The sequence below is a fragment of the Streptosporangium sp. NBC_01469 genome, assembly GCF_036227305.1.
GTDB lineage: Bacteria > Actinomycetota > Actinomycetes > Streptosporangiales > Streptosporangiaceae > Streptosporangium.
In genome coordinates, this window is the sequence record NZ_CP109465.1 from 6,212,923 (window position 1) to 6,231,242 (window position 18,320).

Annotated in this window: 9 protein-coding genes; 2 read left to right on the plus strand and 7 right to left on the minus strand. The window is 69.0% G+C overall.

From position 1 onward, the window contains the following. Nucleotides 1-14 precede the first annotated feature (14 nt). The 3 genes from OG587_RS27245 to OG587_RS27255 all read right to left on the minus strand — a co-directional run bounded on the left by OG587_RS27245 (nucleotide 15) and on the right by OG587_RS27255 (nucleotide 9,162). Nucleotides 15-6,686, minus strand: a complete 6,672-nt coding sequence (locus OG587_RS27245; protein WP_329080095.1) for a LamG domain-containing protein — start codon at nucleotides 6,684-6,686, stop codon at nucleotides 15-17. Nucleotides 6,687-7,309: 623 nt separating this feature from the next. Beyond that, nucleotides 7,310-7,816, minus strand: a complete 507-nt coding sequence (locus OG587_RS27250; protein ID WP_329080097.1) for a YetF domain-containing protein — start codon at nucleotides 7,814-7,816, stop codon at nucleotides 7,310-7,312. Nucleotides 7,817-8,151: 335 nt separating this feature from the next. After that, complete coding sequence (locus OG587_RS27255) at nucleotides 8,152-9,162, minus strand: AraC family transcriptional regulator (protein ID WP_329080098.1); 1,011 nt, start codon at nucleotides 9,160-9,162, stop codon at nucleotides 8,152-8,154. Between OG587_RS27255 and OG587_RS27260 the strand changes: the two genes are divergently transcribed. Further along, nucleotides 9,143-10,579, plus strand: coding sequence for a dihydrolipoyl dehydrogenase family protein (locus tag OG587_RS27260; RefSeq protein ID WP_329080099.1), 1,437 nt, complete (start codon nucleotides 9,143-9,145; stop codon nucleotides 10,577-10,579). The two genes, OG587_RS27255 and OG587_RS27260, sit on opposite strands and share 20 nt — an antisense overlap. Before the next feature lie 234 nt (nucleotides 10,580-10,813). Here the strand turns inward: OG587_RS27260 and OG587_RS27265 are convergent, their stop codons facing one another. Beyond that, the gene (locus tag OG587_RS27265) at nucleotides 10,814-11,977 is read right to left on the minus strand and encodes a cytochrome P450 (protein ID WP_329080101.1); all 1,164 of its coding nucleotides are present in this window, start codon (nucleotides 11,975-11,977) and stop codon (nucleotides 10,814-10,816) included. Nucleotides 11,978-12,124: 147 nt separating this feature from the next. Next, nucleotides 12,125-14,875 (minus strand): glycosyl hydrolase family 95 catalytic domain-containing protein, encoded by a 2,751-nt coding sequence (locus OG587_RS27270; RefSeq protein WP_329080103.1) that lies wholly within the window; start codon nucleotides 14,873-14,875, stop codon nucleotides 12,125-12,127. Nucleotides 14,876-15,277: 402 nt separating this feature from the next. Here OG587_RS27270 and OG587_RS27275 point away from each other — a divergent pair, with 402 nt between their 5' ends. After that, nucleotides 15,278-15,766, plus strand: a complete 489-nt coding sequence (locus OG587_RS27275) for an NUDIX hydrolase (RefSeq protein WP_329080106.1) — start codon at nucleotides 15,278-15,280, stop codon at nucleotides 15,764-15,766. 303 nt (nucleotides 15,767-16,069) lie between these two features. Here the strand turns inward: OG587_RS27275 and OG587_RS27280 are convergent, their stop codons facing one another. Then, on the minus strand, nucleotides 16,070-16,918 hold the full coding sequence (locus OG587_RS27280) for an SAM-dependent methyltransferase (RefSeq protein ID WP_329080108.1): 849 nt from the start codon (nucleotides 16,916-16,918) through the stop codon (nucleotides 16,070-16,072). Between the two features lie 306 nt (nucleotides 16,919-17,224). Then, nucleotides 17,225-17,989 carry a Mut7-C RNAse domain-containing protein gene (locus tag OG587_RS27285; protein WP_329080110.1) on the minus strand — a complete coding sequence of 255 codons (765 nt, stop codon included), beginning with the start codon at nucleotides 17,987-17,989 and terminating at the stop codon, nucleotides 17,225-17,227. Nucleotides 17,990-18,320: the final 331 nt, after the last annotated feature.

Here is an 18,320-nt window from a genome sequence, read left to right on the forward strand (position 1 = left end):
TCAGTGACGACGGGTCAGGTCACGGTGAACATGAGTACGCCTGTCAGGGCGGTGTAGCCGTCGTTGTGGAGGTACCAGGCCGCGTAGGTTCCCGGGCCGGGCAGCTTGGTGGTGGGAATGGCGATGGTGCCGTCGGCTTCGGGGGCGTATTTCCAGTCGAGGGCCTCCACCTGCGAGGGCTTCTTGTCGACCGGATACAGGCCGATCCAGTTCTTGGCGCTGACGGTGCCGGGTGGGGTGGAGTAGTGGACGGTGAGGTTCGTCCCCTGGGCGACGGACTTTGTGGTGCTGGTGAGGGTGCTCAGGGGCGTCGGTGCGGCGGGCGTGAGGGCGGGGGCGTCGGGGGGGAGGTTGTAGTAGGCCGCCAGGCGGCCCACGATGGTCTCGGCGTAGGGGGCGAGGCGGGCGAAGTGTGTGGCCAGCGCGGTTTTGGCTGCCCGGCTCAACGCGTTGAAGTCGCCGGTGGCGCCGGCCAGGTAGGGCTTGAGGCGATGGATCAGCTCGTAGTCGCTGGTGATGCCGAGGGCACCCATGGCCTGGGCCAGGGACGGGGTGGTGGTGGCGGTGTCCAGGACGCGGCTGACGAAGGTGACGCGGTGCATGATGCGCCAGCAGGGGGGTTTGCGGTCGGATTGCTGGGCGCGCTTGAGCGCCAGCGCGTTGGGGTCCTTGCTGCGGTCCAGCCATTCGGGATCGATGACCTTGCCGTAGAAGTCCTCGAAGTTGTCGGTGGTGGTGTCGAGGTAGAGGGTCATGAAGCGGTAGGCGTCGACGCGGCCGGGCACCAGGATCGGTTTGCCGTCGGCGTCGAACAGGGGAGTGTCGCCGTTGTGTTTTTGCAACTGGTTGCCGGGGGCGCAGGTGACGTCCAGGCTGAAGGTGCGGGTGGCGTCCTTGGACTTGCTGCGGGTGATGCTGTAGCCGGTGGTCGTGGTGGACTCGAAGCCGAACTTGGCGCCGACGTTGCCGATCGCGAAGCCCCCGACTTCGCTCCAGCCGATGGCGGCGGTGAAGGTGAAGGAGCCGGTCGTGGTCTCGGTGACCTGGTCGGTGGTGCCGGTGGTCTCGGCGAAGAAGCCACCGGCGGCGGTCCACACGTAGGTGTTGACGATGTTGCGGCGTGAGGCGGCCCGGGTGGCCTCGCGTCCGGTCTCGGGGTTGCCGCCTTGAGTGACCTCTGCGCCGGTGCCGCCCATCATGCCGTTCAGTACCTTGGCCGCCTGGCCGTGGGTGGGGTCGGGGGCGTGGGTCTCGGTGGACACCGATTCGTAGAAGCCCTGCAGCTGCTGCTGTTCGCGCTGGATCCGCTTCTTGATCCGGTAGGCCTCCACCGGCCGGTAGTAGCTGAACTCGCCGCGCTCCCCTTGGCCCGCCTTGGGGAAGTGCGGGTCGGGGAAGGAGCGCAGTCCTTGGGCCGTCTCGTCCTTGGCGTAGCCGACGACGCCGTCCAGGGTGCCCTGCTTGGTGTAGCGGGGGTTGATCGGGAAGGGGATGAGGTTCCAGTCGCGGGGGATGTCGGGGCTGGGCAGCATCCGGTAGGCGACCAGGGCGCCGCTGTGGACCAGGCGCAGCGCGTACAGGTCGGCGGTCTCGGACTGCACCACGGCGAACCCGGTGTTGGCCGGCACCCAGCGTCGCCCGGCGGTGGGGTTGACCTGCTTGGTCGGGTCGGGGTCCTCCCAGCCGCCGGTGACCTCTACCTTGCTGGTACGGGTGGTGTTGGTGCCTTGGGACACCTTGGTTTCGTTGCTCCAGGTGTTGGCGTACTTGAGTTCGACGTTGAGCCCGAGATCCAAGGTGGCTTCGGCCATTGGCTGTGCCGTACCGGCGCCCAGGGGCGCGGCGACGGTCCAGATGCTCTGGGCGGTCGCTATTTCGAATTTCACCTTCGCGGACGTGTCGATGCTGTTGTTCTTGTTCGATGACAGGGCGTTGACGACGTTGTCCGCCTGGACGAAGGCGACCGAGGAGGCGCCCTTGTAGTTGTCGGCGGTGCCGGCGATGAGGTTCTCCGACGGGATCGGCGGGGCGCCTTCGATGTAGCCGATCAGTTGCGGGTCGAACTGGGCCTGGCCCACCCAGGTGGTGGTCAGCTCGCCGACCTTGTACCCGGTGTTGAGTGCCCACGATTTGTCGGCCTGCAGGTAGGTGTAGGCCCGTTTCAGCACCCCGATGAGCGAATCGTCGGTGAGGCGCTGGATGTCGCCGTACTCGGTGGCGGCAGGGGTGTGCGCGATCGAGGTGTGGAAGGCGGTGCGGATGCCGGTCAGCGCGGAGCGGATCTGGGCGGTGTCGGTGGAGATCGGCGCGGTGGACAACACGATCTTGGGGGCCGGACTCGACTGGGTCAGGTGGTGGCCGCTCAGACCGGCGTCCTTCACCGCCGCCCCGGTCACGGTGTCGTCGGCGTCGAAGGGATAGTAGGCCAGCAGGTCCTGCCGGTCGCCGCGGACGCGGCCGAACATGTTGTCGAGGATCTGCTCCTGGGTGCGGGCGGTACGCCACGCCCGGATCTCGTCCAGGTCACCGGTGAACCCGTCGGCCACCACCGAGCGTGCGGAGGTGGGCCGCACCACGCTCGCCGTCATCGAGGTCGTCTTCTCCGAGGGGACGGGGCTGCCGTTGCGGTAGAAGGTGAACCGGTTCCCGTCGGGGTCGGGGGTGCGGACGCGGGTCACCGCGTGCAGCGTGGCCGGGTAGGAGCCGCACAGGTCCTCGGTCTGGGAGCCCTTGCTCTCGGGGAAGGTCCACCACGCGGCCAGGCCGGAGGCCTTGGTGGTGATCGGCACGCCGATCTGGTCACCGTCCCTGACGATGTTCCAGATCCGCACCTCCGACAGCGCGCCCTTCAGACCGGACGCCGCCTTGCCCACCACCATCCGGCCCAGCTCGGCCGGCGCGTCGTTGCCCATGGGCTTGGCGCCGCTGTACCACTGCGAATCGCCGACCTTCCTGCCGTTGACGAAGAAGCAGATCTCCACTCTCTTCTCAAGGCCGGTGGGGTTCTTGCGGGTGACGGCGACCTTGTGGAAGACGCCCGCCGCCAGGGCCGTGTCCGACTTGTAGACCTTCGCCGCAGCCGAGCCGGAGCCGGACTCGAAGGTGAAGGCGAGGCGACCGTCGGTGTCCACATACAGGCAGTAGGGGACGGCGGTGTGGTTGCCGACGCCGAGCGCGCCCTTGCCGACCAGCCCCTGCTTGGCGCCGATGGAGTCGAGTTTCACGGACGCCTCGATGGTCAGGTCGTCCACGAGGTCCAGGCCGCCCGCGCCGCCGGCGTTCAGGTGGCCGGTGCCGTCCATCTGGATCGCCCAGCTCTGTTCGAACGACACCGCCAGATGCGCCCATTCGGCCAGGGGGAACACCTCGGAGCTGCGGAAGACCTGCTTGTTGATGTTCGCGTTGATGGCGTAGCCGCGCTCCCCGTTGGTCCGGGTGCCGTCCTCCACACCCAGTGAGTACCACGTGTCAACGAGATCGGTGTGAAGAATGGTGTCCATGCCGTCGACGAACGTCGGCTTGGCCCAGGCTTCGAGGGTCAGGTTCCCGGACGCGGCCAGGGCGGAGATGTTCGCCGTACTCGTCAGTTCCAGGCGGTGTTTTTGGGCGGAGTCGAAGGAGAACGCCCGTCCCGGCGCGTCACCGTGCCAGCGCGGCCCCAGCGGTTCGCTGAGATTCGACGCGGTCCCCCCGGGCACCGGCGTGGAGGCGGTCCCGGCGTAGGCGCTGACGAGCAGTGAGCCGTGGGCCGGCGACATGCCGGCGACGTTGCAGGAGGCCAGCGTGTAGTCGTAGGCCGCGATGCGGACCTTGGCGCCCGTACCGGCGGTGAGGTTGCCGGTGGTGAGGGTGATCTGCGCCGACCCCGACTGCCCGGCTGCGACGGTGCGGCTGTCCTCACCCACCGTGATGACCAAGCCCGCTCTCAGCGTGGTCGTCAGCGGCTCGGTCAGCGTCACGGTCTTGTCCTGGACCGACAGGACCGTCCCCAGGTCCGATCCTCGTGCCGAGCCGTTCAGCACCGCGGCCAGGAGGTCGGCCCGGTCGGGTACCGAGGTGAACGTCTCGACCGTCGTCCCCCGGGTCACCTCCACCTTGCACACGCCGGTCCCGGTCGCGGTCACCTTCACGTCGAAGTCGGCCAGTTTCATCGCGACATCGCGGCCGGACAGGCGCAACGCGCCGCCCGTCACGGTGATCTCCTTGACAGCGGGGGAGATGGTGGTCGCGTAGTAGACGGCGAAGAACTGGCCCTCCCCGCCACGGAAGTACAGCGCCACCTCACCGGTGGAGCTGTCCAGCAGCGCGGGGGCGTGGGTCGTCCAGGCGAAGGACAACAGGGCACCCAGCACGGTCAGGCCCGAGCGGTCGATGCACACCTTGGGCATCGCCAGGACCGCCTCGGCCGCGCCGAGCAGCGCCCCGGTCAGCGTGGCCTGCGCGTTGAGAGCCGTCTCCAAGGCCGCCTTGTCCGTGCCGATTCGCTTTTTGGCCTCGGACTGGCGATCAGCTTCCGGACTCAGGACGGCCATCTCGGCGAAGAGTCTTCTCTCCCTCTCCCGGTGGCCGCCCCAGTCTCGGGCTGGGCCGACGATGGTCCGGTTGAGCGTGTACAAGCTGATGGCGCCTCCGTCGTACAGTTCATGATCGATCTGGTCCAGTCGCGCCCTGGTGCCCGCGAGCCGCTCCGCGAGCACCTGGTCGTTGTAGAGCTGACCGCGAGCCGCGGTGACGGCCTCCTGGGCGGCCCGCAGCTTGTCGTTGTCCTTGGTGGGGTCGGGCGTGCCGATCCAGGTCAGATCGATCACTCCCGGCGCTGTGGCCAGCTTCCCCTCCCGCGAGAGTGCGAAGTCCAAGGTCGCGACGTAGGAGCGGCCGGTTGGTTCGCCCGTCGGCGGTGGCCCCGAGGTGGCGAAGGCCAGGAGTACCCGCGCCTGCCCCTTCTCCGGCGACGGCGTGTGGCCGTATCCCGTCACCGCCGGTTGCTGCTGGTAGTACAGGGTCGCGGTCAGACCGCAGACCACCTTGCGCCCGGTGATCGAGAACGACTGGCGGCTCACTCCCGGGCCGTCGAACAACGGTGCGTCCGAATCCGTCCACACCGGACCGGCGTCGAACGTGCCCTCGAACTTGTTGCCACCGCGGTCGTGCACCTTGGTGCCCGAGCCTTCGTCGAAGGGGAAGTAGGCGTACAGCCCGGCCTCGGTGCCGGCCGGCCGTTGCCCGCGCGCCGAGAAATCGCCGCGGGGGAGCGTCCAGATCCGTACCTCGTCGATATGCCCGTTGAAGGGATCGGCCTGCGCCGGGCCCGAAACGACTCGTTTGCCCACCACGAGCTGGGCGGTGACCTCAACTTTCGCGGTCGTGGCGAGAGTCCCCGCCGGCACGCCGTCCAGGAACAGTTGCATCTGCGATCCGTCGAAGACCGCCGCCACATGCGAGTAGGCGCCCATCGGCACCGCCGCGGTGGAGGTGAGACTCTGCGAGCCATGGCCGAACAGCAGCTTGCCGTCGGCCTTCAAGCTCAGATGGACCGGGGTGGCCAAGCCGGTCGTGTCGGTACGGCCCACGATGATTCCGGTGGTGGTGGCGGTGGCGGGCTTGATCCAGGCCTCCATCGTGTACGGTCCCGCGGGCACCGCCGTGGCGACCTTCCCCAAGATGACCGGGGCGCCGGCCGTGTTGTCGAACCGCAGCGCGGTGCCCCCCCGATTCTGCGGCGGGCGCACCGGCACCAGCAGTTTCCCGGTGTGGGAGTCGATTCCCGGCGCCCGCTCCAGCACCGAACCGGCGAACTTGGCATCCGGGCTCGTGTAGAGCTGCGTGCCCTTGACGTTGAACAACCCCTCGGGGCTCTGTTCCAGGTTGTAACTGTGCAGGAGACCGGCGTCGTCGGCGGTGAAGATCTGCCAGCGGGAGAACCCCGAGATCGCGGTCGGCAGCGACAGCACCGAGAAGATCCCGCCGCTGAGCCTGCCCGCGAACGACAGCTTCAGGGTCGGCTCGAAGAACAGCCGCCCCTCCATGTCGCGGGTGCCCAGCGTGTCTCCGCCGGAGGCGGGGGCGACCCTGCTGCGGCTGCGCTGGTAGCGCACCTCCACGACCGGCTTGAGTTCGGCGCCGACCAGCACGAACCGGTCGCACAGCAACGCGGAGTCGGCCGCGGCGACCTTGACCCCGCCGACCAGGGTGTAGTCCTTGCGCGCCGAATCCCCCGACCACAGGCCCCCGGTCGTCTCGTACACCGACCCCGAATCACCGGCCGCGACCGACTGGCGAAACACCAGGATGTGCCGGCCGTCCGACAGCACCTGGATGGGGAAGGTAGAAGTCAGCCGAGCCGTCGTCGACAGGAACGGGTCGTCCTCTCCCGGCAGTAGCTTCTCCGAGGACGACGCCTCCACCGAGCCGCGTTTCTTCACCGTCGGCATGACCGCCGCCAGCGGCGCCTCCGCGCTCACGTCGACGATTTCGGCGGGGAAGGGCAGCAGTCCCGGATCGTTGTTCCAATAGGCCGCGTCCAGCGCTCCCCGCGCCCGGTCGGCCTGGTCCAGGCTCAGCACGCTGTAGTAGACACGCCGGTCGGTTCCCACCGCGAAGGCGACGACCATGCCGTCGTGGCGGACCATTGTCGTGGAGGTGTACTCGCGGTCCTTGTAGACCTTCACCAGGTTTTTGTCGTGCATTAAGAGAACTCCTCACATTGACGCCCGAGAAACACGCGAAGACATCCGCGCACCACAAACCAAGAGATGGTGCGGCCGGATTGAATGCATGCGTGAACACACGTACGCGAAAGAATTGGATTTGCGCGCCCATCAAAGGCGGGCGCGCAACAACGGCTCGAATGTCACACGCCGGTGCCGTGAGCCGGCGTGCGCGACCCATGCCCGACGGCGTCGTAGAGCTTCTGCCCAATCACCTGGGCAGACAGACGCCACCCCCCAGCTTGACTCCCTCTCTCCATAGGACCGAGGTGCGTCCTAGGCGACAGCGACGCACATCCCGCCGATACCGCCGGCCCAACACGAACCATCAACTAAGACATCACATTGCGTGGCAAATAACAACAGAAAGTTTGAGTATGCCGCGCCGGTTTTCGATTCGGTCGCGATTTCCATATCATTGACTCGCGGTCCTTATTATTTCAACCGTCGCCAGAAATATGGCCTGGCCTTTTTTCGTATGGGGTGCGGCCGATACCGTTCAGGAGAGACGGTCGTTTTGACGCGGGATTTCCGATGGTTTCACGGCGCCTCGGTCGGTCACGTGGAAAGGGGCGCTGGGAAAAGTGGGCGGCGGGCCCGTGCTACCGGGTCGCATCCGGTGTGGTCGGAGGGTACGGCAGGATGGAGACGGCACCCTTGGCCTCGAAGATCGCGAGGTGGATGCCGGCCGGGCCGTGATAGCCGTGCTGGTGGAGCACGGCTTCGAGGTCGGCTTTGGTGAGCCCGCAACGGCGCAGGTCGCGCCAGTTGACGTGTCCGTCGTGGATCAGGATTCGCATCGGTGGGTCGACCAGGCGGCTGACGACCGGCAGGAACCGCAGCCTGGTGATGGCCGCGTGGGCGGCGAGCAGGGCCAGCAGCGCCGCCGCGCCGGTCAGCCACGAGGCGTCGGTCGCGGTGGCGGTACGTCCCACGATGGCGCCGACCGCGACGGCGGCGACCCAGTCGAACGGGGCGAACTCCGCCATGGTCCGGCGTTCGGTGAGCCGGAACGCCACCACGGCGGTCAGGAACAACGCCAGCGCCTTGACCGCGGCGTAGACGGCACGGTGCCAGTCGCCGATCAGGGCGTCACCGAAGCTGTTCACGACCGGTCGCCCTCACCTCGGGCCGGCGGCGGCCGGCGTCGCCCCGCTGCCGCTTCTCGCGGTGGCCGGCCGCTCGGCCCGCTGTCGGCCGTGCCCACCCGGGTATCTCCCACTGCCGCCTCCGGCGCCGTGGCCTGGCGTCGCTCCCCGCCTCGTCAATGACACGGAGCGCTACTCTAGCCTTCTGAGCCGCTGTTCCAGCGTATTCACCTGATCTGGCGCGGCAACTGTGACGAGCGGCGGTGACGCTCTGGCCGCCGGCCGTATCCGGTCGCGTCCGCTCGTCCGCGGGCGATGACCAGGGCGTGCCGCGCGGACGAGGCCGCCGGCATCGTTCACGCGGCGTGTCGGAGGTTCCGGCGGAACCGTGCCGGCGTCGATCCGGTCGCCAGGCGGAACGCCCGGCTGAACGCGGACTCGGAACGGTACCCGACGTCGGCGGCGACCGAGGCGATCGTGCGGTCGGTGTCGACGAGCAGTTCGGCCGCGGTCATCAACCTGATGTGCGTGAGGAACGCGCCGACGGTCATTCCGGTGTCGCGGGAAAAGTGCCGGATGAACGTGGCCCGGGACATCGCCGCCACTCGCGTCAGGCGGGCGATCGGCCAGTCGGCGCCGGGATCTCGAAGCACCTCGTCGATGACGGCACGGATCCGCTCGTCGTGGGCGGCGGTCCACAGCGCTGTCTCGGCGAGTCGCCCGCTCGATTTCCGCAGCACCATCGCGAGCAGCGCGTCGCAGAGGGCCGAGAGGATGGCGGCGGTGCCGGGTCCGTCGTTCCGCGCCTCCCGTCGCATGATCGCGCTCAGCATCCGGACGATTTCCTCCACCTCGCCGGATTCCGCGAAGGACACCCGCAAGGGGTCGGGAAGACTCCGAAAGAGCATGGCTCCCGCGCCGGGACCGAACGAGTAGTACCCGCAGAAGAGGTCGATCACGCCCTCACCCGTTCGGCTACGGACGGTGGAGAATGCGCCACCGAGAGTTTCGACCACCCCTTGTGTGCGCCCGGAGCCGGTGGTGCGGACGCGGTGCGGTGTACCGCGGGGGAGTAGCGCGACATCGCCCGGCCGGAGCTCGACACGCCGATCGGGAAGCTCGAGCGTGCACGCGCCGTCGAGCAGGACGTGGAAAGGGGCCTTGCCCTCGCCCTGCGCGGGCATATCCATGAGGGTCGCGCCGGCCAGAAGGCAGCGCCTGTCCAGGGTCGCCTGCGCTCTCGCCAGGCGGACCAGGTGACTGACTGAATCCATGATGAGACGCTCGCGAGGAAAAATGAGATTAATACGCCTTGTGAGCTCAATTTTACATATTGAAACTGGAGCTATGGACACCACGGACAGCACTCTTCACGCCGATCTTCTCGTTGTCGGGTTCGGCAAGGGCGGCACGGCCGTCGCGAAGAAGATGGGTCGCCTCGGCAAGCGCGTGGTGCTCGTCGAGCAGTCGGAGCGGATGTACGGAGGCACCTGCCCCAACGTCGGCTGTGTGCCGACGAAGGCGCTGGTCCACCACGCCGGCAAGCGCCGGGACAGTGACCCGGCGCAGGAGTGGTACGAGCGCTCCGTCGAAGAGGTGCAGGCGCTCACCGCCCTGTTCCGCAGCGGCAACTACGAGGCGATGAACGGCACCGAGACCGTGACGGTCGTCACCGGCCGGGCCGTTTTCGTCGACCCGCACACCGTCGGTGTCGACGCGGGCGGCGAACGTCTCACGATCTCCGCCGAGACCATCCTGATCGACACGGGCGCTGAAACGATCATCCCAGACACTCCCGGCCTGAGGGAGAGCAAACACACCCTGACCAGCACCGGTCTGATCGAGACGACGCTCCTGCCCGAACGGCTCGCGATCGTGGGCGGCGGATACATCGGCATCGAGTTCGCCTCCATCTACCGCCGGTTCGGCTCGCGGGTCACCGTGTTCGAAGCCTCTTCGAGGATTCTGGGCCGTGAGGACGACGAGGCCGCCGCCGTCGCCGAGAGCATCCTCACGGGCGACGGCATCGAGATCGTCAAGGGCGCGCACGTCACGGAGGTTCGCGACGGTGAGACCGGCGCGACCGTCGTCTACGAGCAGGACGGACGGCGGCACACCCTCGAAGCCGACATCATCCTCGCCGCCACCGGTCGCGCGCCGGCCACCCGCGGCCTCGGGCTGGACGCCGCCGGCGTCCGCACCACCGAACACGGGGCGGTCGAGGTCGACGAGCGTCTGCGCACGAGCCAGCCGCACATCTACGCTCTCGGCGACGTCCGCGGCGGGCCGCAGCACACCTACCTCTCCCTCGACGACAGCCGCGTCGTCCTCGACCAGCTCCTCGGTGAGGGCCGGCGCTCGGTGTCGGACCGTGTCGCGGTTCCCCGCACCCTGTTCATGACCCCGCCGCTCGCGACCGTCGGTCTCACCGAGAGGGAGGCCAGAGCGGCGGGCCACCGGGTGAGGATCGCGAGCGAACCCGTCGCCGAGATCGTGGCGATGCCTCGCGCGTACATCGTCGAGGAGACCCGCGGATTCATGAAGTTCGTGATCGACGTCGAGACGGACGAGATCCTCGGAGCCGTCCTGCTGAGCGTCGACGCGCAGGAACTCATCAACACCGTCGCGCTCGCCATGCGGCACGGCGTCAAGGCGGCGGAACTCCGCGACGCCGTCTACAACCACCCCACCTCGACCGAGGCGTTCAACGAGGTGCTCGCCACCATCGTGCGCACCGACGAGCCACTCGAACGATCTTCCAACGGTGGATCCGCACCCTGCTGAGCGGGTGGGCGAGAACCCCGGCCGGTGACACCCCGGAACCGCCGGACCGCGGGACGGCCCCGGCCGGATCCGCGGGCCGTCGCGTCCGTGTCCGGCGGGCCGGTCCTCGGCGCCGTGCCCACCTGGACGGTGACCGCGTCCCGCTCGACAGGCACACAGGTACGCCGGCCCGGACCCGCACCGGCGGCGACCGACGTGCCCGCTCGGCCGGGCGGCCGAGCGGGCACGTCGGTGTCACCAGGCGACCGGGAAGGACGTCAGGCCGTACACCACATTGAACGAACGGAACTCCGGCTCCCCGGCCTCGCGCAGCCCGGGGAACCGGTCGAACAGGGCGGAGAAGGCGATTCGCATCTCCATCCGGGCCAGTGGCGCGCCGATGCAGTGGTGCGCGCCGTAGCCAAAGGCGACATGGGGCATGTCGGGCCGCTGGATGTCGAAGCGGTCGGGGTCCTCGGCCAGCGCCGGGTCGCGGTTGGCGGCCGGGAGCGAGACCACCACCACGTCGCCTTTCGCGATCGGCACGCCCGCGATCTCGGTGTCGGCCGAGGCGACCTTGGCGGCGCCCTGGTGGATGATCGTCAGCCAGCGCAGCAGCTCCTCGACCATGCCCTCGACCCTGTCCGGATCGGCACGCACCAGGTCGAGCTGGTCCGGGTGGCGCAGCATGGCCAGCGTGCCCAGGCCGATCATGCTGGCCGTCGTCTCGTGGCCCGCCACCAGCAGCAGTCCGCCGATGCCGGCCAGCTCGTCGTCCGATATCTGGTCGCCGTGCTCGCGGACGAGCATGCCGAGCAGGTCCTCGCCCGGCTCGACCCGAGCCCGGCCGACCAGCTCGGCCATGTACATGGAGGCCTCCATCTGGGCCTTCCCGCGTGCCTCCGGTGGCTGGTTGAAGTCGAGGATCGACCGGGTACGCGCCTGGAAGGACTCCCTGTCCTCGTAGGGCACGCCCAGCAGTTCGCAGATGACCAGCGACGGGATCGGCGTGGCGAACTCGGAGATCAGGTCGGCCGGGGCGCCGGTGCGTTCCATCGCGTTCAGGTGGTCGGCGACGATCTCGTGGACGCGCGGCTCCAGGCGGCGGATGCGGCGCATCGTGAACTCGGGGGTGAGCATGCGGCGCAGGCGGGTGTGGTCGGGCGGGTCCATCAGGAGCAGCGAGCCGGCGCGTAACCGCCTGGACTGCTCCTCGCTCATGGGCGGCAGGGATATGCCGCTGCCGTAGCTGAACAGCTCGGCGTTCCTGAGCACGTGACGCACGTCGTCATATCGGGTGACCAGCCAGGCCTCGCGGCCGTAGGGCGTCGGCACCCGTCGCAGGCCCGGCTGCTCGCGGACGGCGGCCAGTTCGGGGTCGGGATCGAACTCCTGGCGGCGCATATGGAGGGGCAACATGTTGTCTCCTGAGGGAGGAAATCGGCTACCCCTGCAAGATCCCGTCCTGACCCGCCCCGCGCAACCCCCGCCGGTCGTGCGAGTGGACCGCGGGCCGGAAATGAGAAGGCCCGGCACTGCGGCGCCGGGCCTTCTCTCATCCAGGTGTTACCGGGCGGGCGTGAAGGTGTAGGTCGCGCCCTTCTCGGCCACGACGCGCAGCGTCGCCTTCCCCGCGCCGATGTTGCTCACCGTCCCGTTGTCCACCGACACGTCGACCTTCGTCCCCGTCCACGGGTTCTTGATCTCGAGTTTGCCGCCCTGCTCGCTCTTCACGGTGATGTACTCCACCGCGTCACCGGTGCGCTTGGCGCTGATGACCAGGCCGCCCTTCTCTCGCAGGTTGTGGAACGCGCCGCTCTTGCCCGCGGGCCAGACCGGGAAGACCTGGACCAGGCCGTTCCAGCTCTGGACCAGCATGTTGTTCAGGGCCTCGATCGCGCCGGCCTTCTCCAGGCCGTGGTAGCCGTCGGCGATCCGCAGGTTCGCCACAGACCTGTTGGTGATCTGCTGCTTGAGACGGTCGATGATCGTCTGGGCGGGGTAGCCGACCCGGGCGGCCTGGGTGAAGACCTTCGGGAAGCTGTTGTCCTGACCCCACGCGTTCATCGCGGTGATGGTGTCGATCGCCGTCTGCCGCTCGATCTCGGGCGAGCCGATGCCGATCTGGTCACCCGGGTGGATGAACTCCAGGTTGACGGTGTTGTCACCGGGGCGGATGGCCGGGAGGCCGACCAGGGTGCCGGGCTCGCCCAGGGCGTACACCGTCTTGCCGTTGTGGACGGTGGTGGGCGCCGGCGGGAGGTTGCGCAGGATCTTGCCCCACGTCCAGCGCCGGTCGGCGTCGAGGTCGAGGCGGGTGCTCGCCTCTTCCAGGGTGGTGAGCAGGTGCTTCAGGATGCCCAGGTCGGCGCTGGAGTTCTTGCCCCAGGTGCCCTCGTGGGGGCCGCCCATGGAGAAGTACTGGCCGGTGGCCTCGTCGCGCTCCAGCCAGTTCTCGAAGAAGGCGGCGACCTCCTTCATGAACGGGTAGCCGGTCTGGCGCAGCCACTCCTCGTCCCGGGTGTACTCCCAGTACGACAGGTACTGCGTCACCGCGAACAGCGAGTTCACCACCTGCTGGTGGTAGATGTCGCCGACGGTCGCGCCGAACGGCCCGATGCCCACCGGGAACAGCACGCCGGAGGGCATGCCGCCGGACGGGAAGCGGCCGTCGACGTAGTCGGCCTTGATGTCACGCAGGTCGGTCCTGGCCCGTTCGCGCGCCTGCGGCAGGTAGTCGGTCACCAGGTCGAAGTACGGCAGCGCCAGCTCCGGCCGGTTGCTGCTGTAGACGCCGTAGTAATTGGCCTGCCAGTTGTAGTTCATGTGCATGTCGCCACCCCACAGGGGGTTGTCCGACGTCGCCCAGATGCCGTACAGACCGGAGGCGGTCTTGCCCTCGCGCAGCGAGGAGCCCAGGAAGTACAGCGAGCTGTAGTAGAACCTCTCCAGCACGTCGTCGTCGAGGTCGACGTACGAGCGCAGCCAGTAGTCCTTCCACCAGTCCAGGTGCTCGGCGTAGAGCGCGTCGACCGAGGAGGCGGTCTGGGCGCCGGCCAGGTCGACCGCGGCGGGGCCGGGGTCGGGGTTGTTCGCGCCGCCGCCGGTGACGGCGGTCACGATGTCGACGGTCTCGCCGGGAGCCAGTTCGAAGTTGATCCGGCCGCCCGAGGGGGCGCCGAGCGGGGTGCCGCCGATGACGCGGGTCGCCAGCGAGGCGCGGGAGACCCAGGCGCCGCCGGAGGAGGTCGATCGGGTGGCCCACTGGGTGTCGCCGGACACGCCGGTGGCGACGGGCATGTTCCGGCCGCCCTGGGCGCCGACGGTGGTCTGCGCGCGCAGCCGGACCGGCGCGGTGCCCCGTGAGGTGATCGAGGTGACCACCAGGTTGCTGTCGGCGCCCATGAAGGTCTTCATGGTCACCGGGGTGCCGTTGATCACCATCGAGGTGTCGACGTCACCCTTGACGATGTTCTGCTCTTCGAGGAAGGGGCCGGTCGGGGCGGTGGGGCCCTCGACGTCGTAGAGCTCGAACTGCCCGATGCGGGCCCGCGGGTTGTTGATCGAGTCGGAGGTGGTGCCCTGCGTCGGCTCGGTCAGGTTCAGGCGCAGGTAGCGCGCGGTCACCTCCGGGAAGGTGCGGTCGGTCGTCGCGAGGTTGTTGTTCGCGACGGTGTCGATCGTGGTCCAGTCGGTGCCGTCGGTGCTGGCCTCAAGGGTCCAGTTCTTGCTGGTGTTGGCCGTCTCGCCGGGGCGGGCCGCGGCGTCGTGGCGCAGGATGTAACGCCGGAAGGTCTTCGCGGAGCCCAGGTCGAGCCGGAGCCACTGCGGCTTGCCGACATCGGAGACCCAGCCTTCGTAGCCGGCCGCCCAGGCGCCGCTGACCGCGCGGCCGGCCGGGAAGGCCGGGTGGCTGCTGGAGGAGGCGGCGGTGGCACCGAGCGCCAGGTTGGAGGCGGTGATGGTGGTGTCGGGCGTGATCGTCACGGAGCCGAGGGCGACCAGCGAGGGGCTGGGCGCGGCGGTCCAGAAGTTGCCCTTGGAGATGTGGAAGGTCTTGTAGCCGTCGCCGCCGCCGGAGGTCACTCCGACGTCGCCGTTTCCGAGGAGGGCCGTGTCGGGCATGCTGCTGTTGACCGAGCCGGAGTGGCTCTGGTTGGTCCAGCGGCCCTTGACCGGGCCGACGAGCGACTGGATCTCGTTCCACTGCTCGTCGGTGGTCGGGGCCGCGGCCGTGGCGGGGAGCGCCGTGACCAGCGAGCCGGTGAGCGCCGTCGCCATGACGGCGGCCGCCAGGACGCCTCGCGTGTTTCTCATGGGGGGTGCCTTTCTGCCCCTGCCTGAGCAGGCAAAATACCTCTCTCGGCCTGGTTGGACCGTTCGAGATAACGTTATCTCGAAGGGTAGGGTGTTACCGATGGATTTCTGAAGGTAGATCCCTGTTACAGGTTCATCACGCACTTTGGCTGCATCCCACACGCGGGAATCCCGGGGCCACGCCGAGAGCACCGGTGGTGCCCGGCCGCCGGGGACCACGAGCCGGACCTGGGCGCGGTGTCCCGGCCGGGGGAAGGCCGCCGATTCCGGGGCCGGGTCGCCGACGGGTGCCACGGTTTTTGGGGTCGGGTCGCCGACACGGGTGCCACGGCCGGGTGCGCCCCACCCGCGGTCGAGGCGTCGGGCGGGGAGTTCTTGGGTGTGAGTGCTCATCATGGACGCATGAATCGAGCCCTGGCCCAGGACACGAAGGGGAACGCGCTGATGGCGTTCCTGCCGACCGCACACGTTGCCGACGTGCCGGATGACGCGCCGATGCCCGCGGCTTTGGTCGCGGTCTGGTGCGGCCGGCACCTGCTGCTGGTCTTCGACCGCTTCCGTGGAGAGTGGGAACTACCCGGCGGCGGGATCGATCCCGGCGAGACACCTCTCCAAGCCGCCGTACGGGAACTCCACGAGGAGAGCGGCCTGCACCTGCCCACCCTCACCCTCGCCGGATACGCACGCTTCCGGCTCGTCGACCCACCACGCGACGAATACGCCGCGATCTACACCGCCCACGTCCCCGCCCTCCACCACGCCTTCACCCCCAACCAGGAGATCAGCGCCATCCGCTGGTGGGACACCGCCGGCGCCCCGCCCGGCGATACCCAGGTCATCGACGTGGTCCTGGCACAACACACCCGCCTCCGACAGCACCCACAGGACTGACCCACCACAGCGGGACGTGATGCGAGGACCGAAGTGGCGAGGCGAGTCCGGACGACCTCGGCCGCCGCTGTCCGGCCCTGCTCCTCCTCCCGCGGGTCAGCATGTCGGGATCCCGCCGGAACGGACGGTGTGCGGCCTGGACGCTCGCCTTGGGAATGACGAACCGACACAGCTGGATGCGGTCATCTTCGCCGAGAGCGACCGCACGGACCGAACGACGCGGACGCGCCGACGACATCCGCGCCCGCCATCCGCCCGCCGTCCGCCTGCCTCCGGCCTGAACGATCCCTTGGAACCGATCATCTAGGGTTTGCGCGCGACGCCTCCGGCGCAGGCCACCTCGGGGGCGTCGCCCCAGGGAGCGGGTTCCGGCCGCCACCGCTGCACCGGTACGACGCCGGGCTCCAGCAGCGTCAGGCCGTCGAAGTAGCGGGTGATCAGCTCCGGGCTGCGCGGTGTGTAGGGGACCACGCCGCTTCCCGAGTTGTGGCGGCGCATCGCCTCGACGTACGCGGGGTCGGTGTCGACGCCGTCGTAGAGCGCCAGGTAGCTGCCCGAGGGCAGGTCCCGCATCAACCGGCGCACGATCGAGAGCGCCTCGTCGTGGTCGCCGATCAGGCCCATGATGCCCATCAGCATGAGCGCGGTGGGCCGGCCGAGGTCCAGCGTCTTCGCCGCCGCCCGCAGGATGTGTTCGGGGTCGCGCACGTCCGACTCGATGTAGTCGGTGGCGCCCTCGGGCGTGCTGGTGAGCAGCGCCCGAGCGTGCACCAGCACCAGGGGGTCGTTGTCCACGTAGACGACGCGCGAGTCCGGCGCCATCCGCTGGGCGACCTCGTGGGTGTTGTCGACGGTCGGCAGCCCGGTGCCGATGTCCAGGAACTGGCGGATGCCCGCCTCACCGGCCAGGTGACGCACCACGCGGGCGAGCATGTACCGGGAGTGGCGGGCGACGTCGACCATGCCGGGGAAGACGGCGGACACCCTCTCGCCCGCCTCGCGGTCGACGGCGAAGTGGTCCTTCCCGCCCAGCAGGTAGTTCCAGATGCGAGCCGAGTGCGGCACCTCGGCGTTGATCCGTGCCAACCCGGAACTCTCCGCGCCCTCTGACGGATCGGACGACGGGTTCGAGACGGTCGGCTCATCGGCCATGGGGGATCTCCTGCCTTAGGTGTCTTTTCAGGGAGATTACGCCCGTCCGTGGAGCCCCGCGCCCGGCGGCGGGCTTCGGCATCGGATCGAACGAACCCGCCTCTCGCGGCGCGGCCGGGACCACGCCGGTCCCCGGCCGTCGCCGATCGAGGTCCGGGACGCGGGCGGAGGGCGACGGCCCGGTCGTGGTCGCCGATGAGTGTCGTCACCGGACCGACGAGCGTTCCCGCGACCGTGGGAGTCGCCTTACCCGGTGGTGCTCCCGGCCCCGTACCCGGCGTGCTCCCGGAACGGGACCGGCCTGCCTCAGCGCGGGCCCCCGCCGACCTGTGACTCCGGACGGACCGTGCGCATGGCCGACCGTACGATCTCCTCCAGATGCTCGCTGTGCGCGCCGCGCCAGTAGATCTGGCCGCATTCCGAGCATCGGCCGTAGACGTCGTAGGAGCGCCTGGTTCCGGCCTCCAGCAGGCGGTCGACCTCGGTCTTGTCGACGGGGGCCAGCTCCCCGTTGCAGGCAGTGCAGCGGGTCCACGGTCGCAGCGGCGGCGCGAATCGCTCCAGCAGGTCGCGGAGCTGGTCGTCCGCCCTGGTGCCCCGTACGTAGGCGCCGAGCCAGAGCGCCCGGCGGCACAGCAGGCCGTGGTCCTGGGTCAGCAGCACGCGGCGTTCCCTGTTCGCCTCGATGACCAGCGAGGGGTCGTCCATGTCGTTGTGGTACGTCGCGTCCACGCCCAGCAGCCGGAGCCGTCGCGCGAGGGTGCCCAGATGGACGTCGAGCAGGAACCGGGGCGCGTGTTGCCCCGGTTCGAGGGGCACCCGCTGGGGGCGGGGCACGGCGTGAACGTGGACCACGTCACCGGCGACGGGCTGATAGGACCTGCCGACCTCCGCGTCCTCGACGGTCAGCGGCCCCACCTCGGGCAGCGGAACGCCGAGTGACTCCACGACATGGCCCAGCGTCGATGTTCCGTCGGGTGTCACCCGCTGCCACTCACACCGCCGCCGCGCGGGCAGGAACAGCAGCAACTCGGTGGCGATGCGCAGGTGGACATCGGATTCTTCGCTCACACCGCCAGCATGCCATCCACGGCAGGCACCCCGACACGCGTTAAACGGCTCGCGAGACCGCTCGAACGCAGGTTTCAGGGCGGCATCGAGCCCAGTTATCAGCACGGATGCCGACGTCGTGCTGATTCGTGATGACCTCGCCAACGTCGACTACCGCCGACCTGCCGGGCACTTGTAGTCGGGAGCGTGCCTGTTCGGGCAGCAGACGACTCCCATAGACGCGAACCGCTCCCCCTTGAGATGGAATCCCCACTGGATATCGGTACCGCCGGGGAGTGCCTCCGCCGCTCCTTCGTGGCGATGCTTCCGGCCGATCTTCGCCTCCTGATCG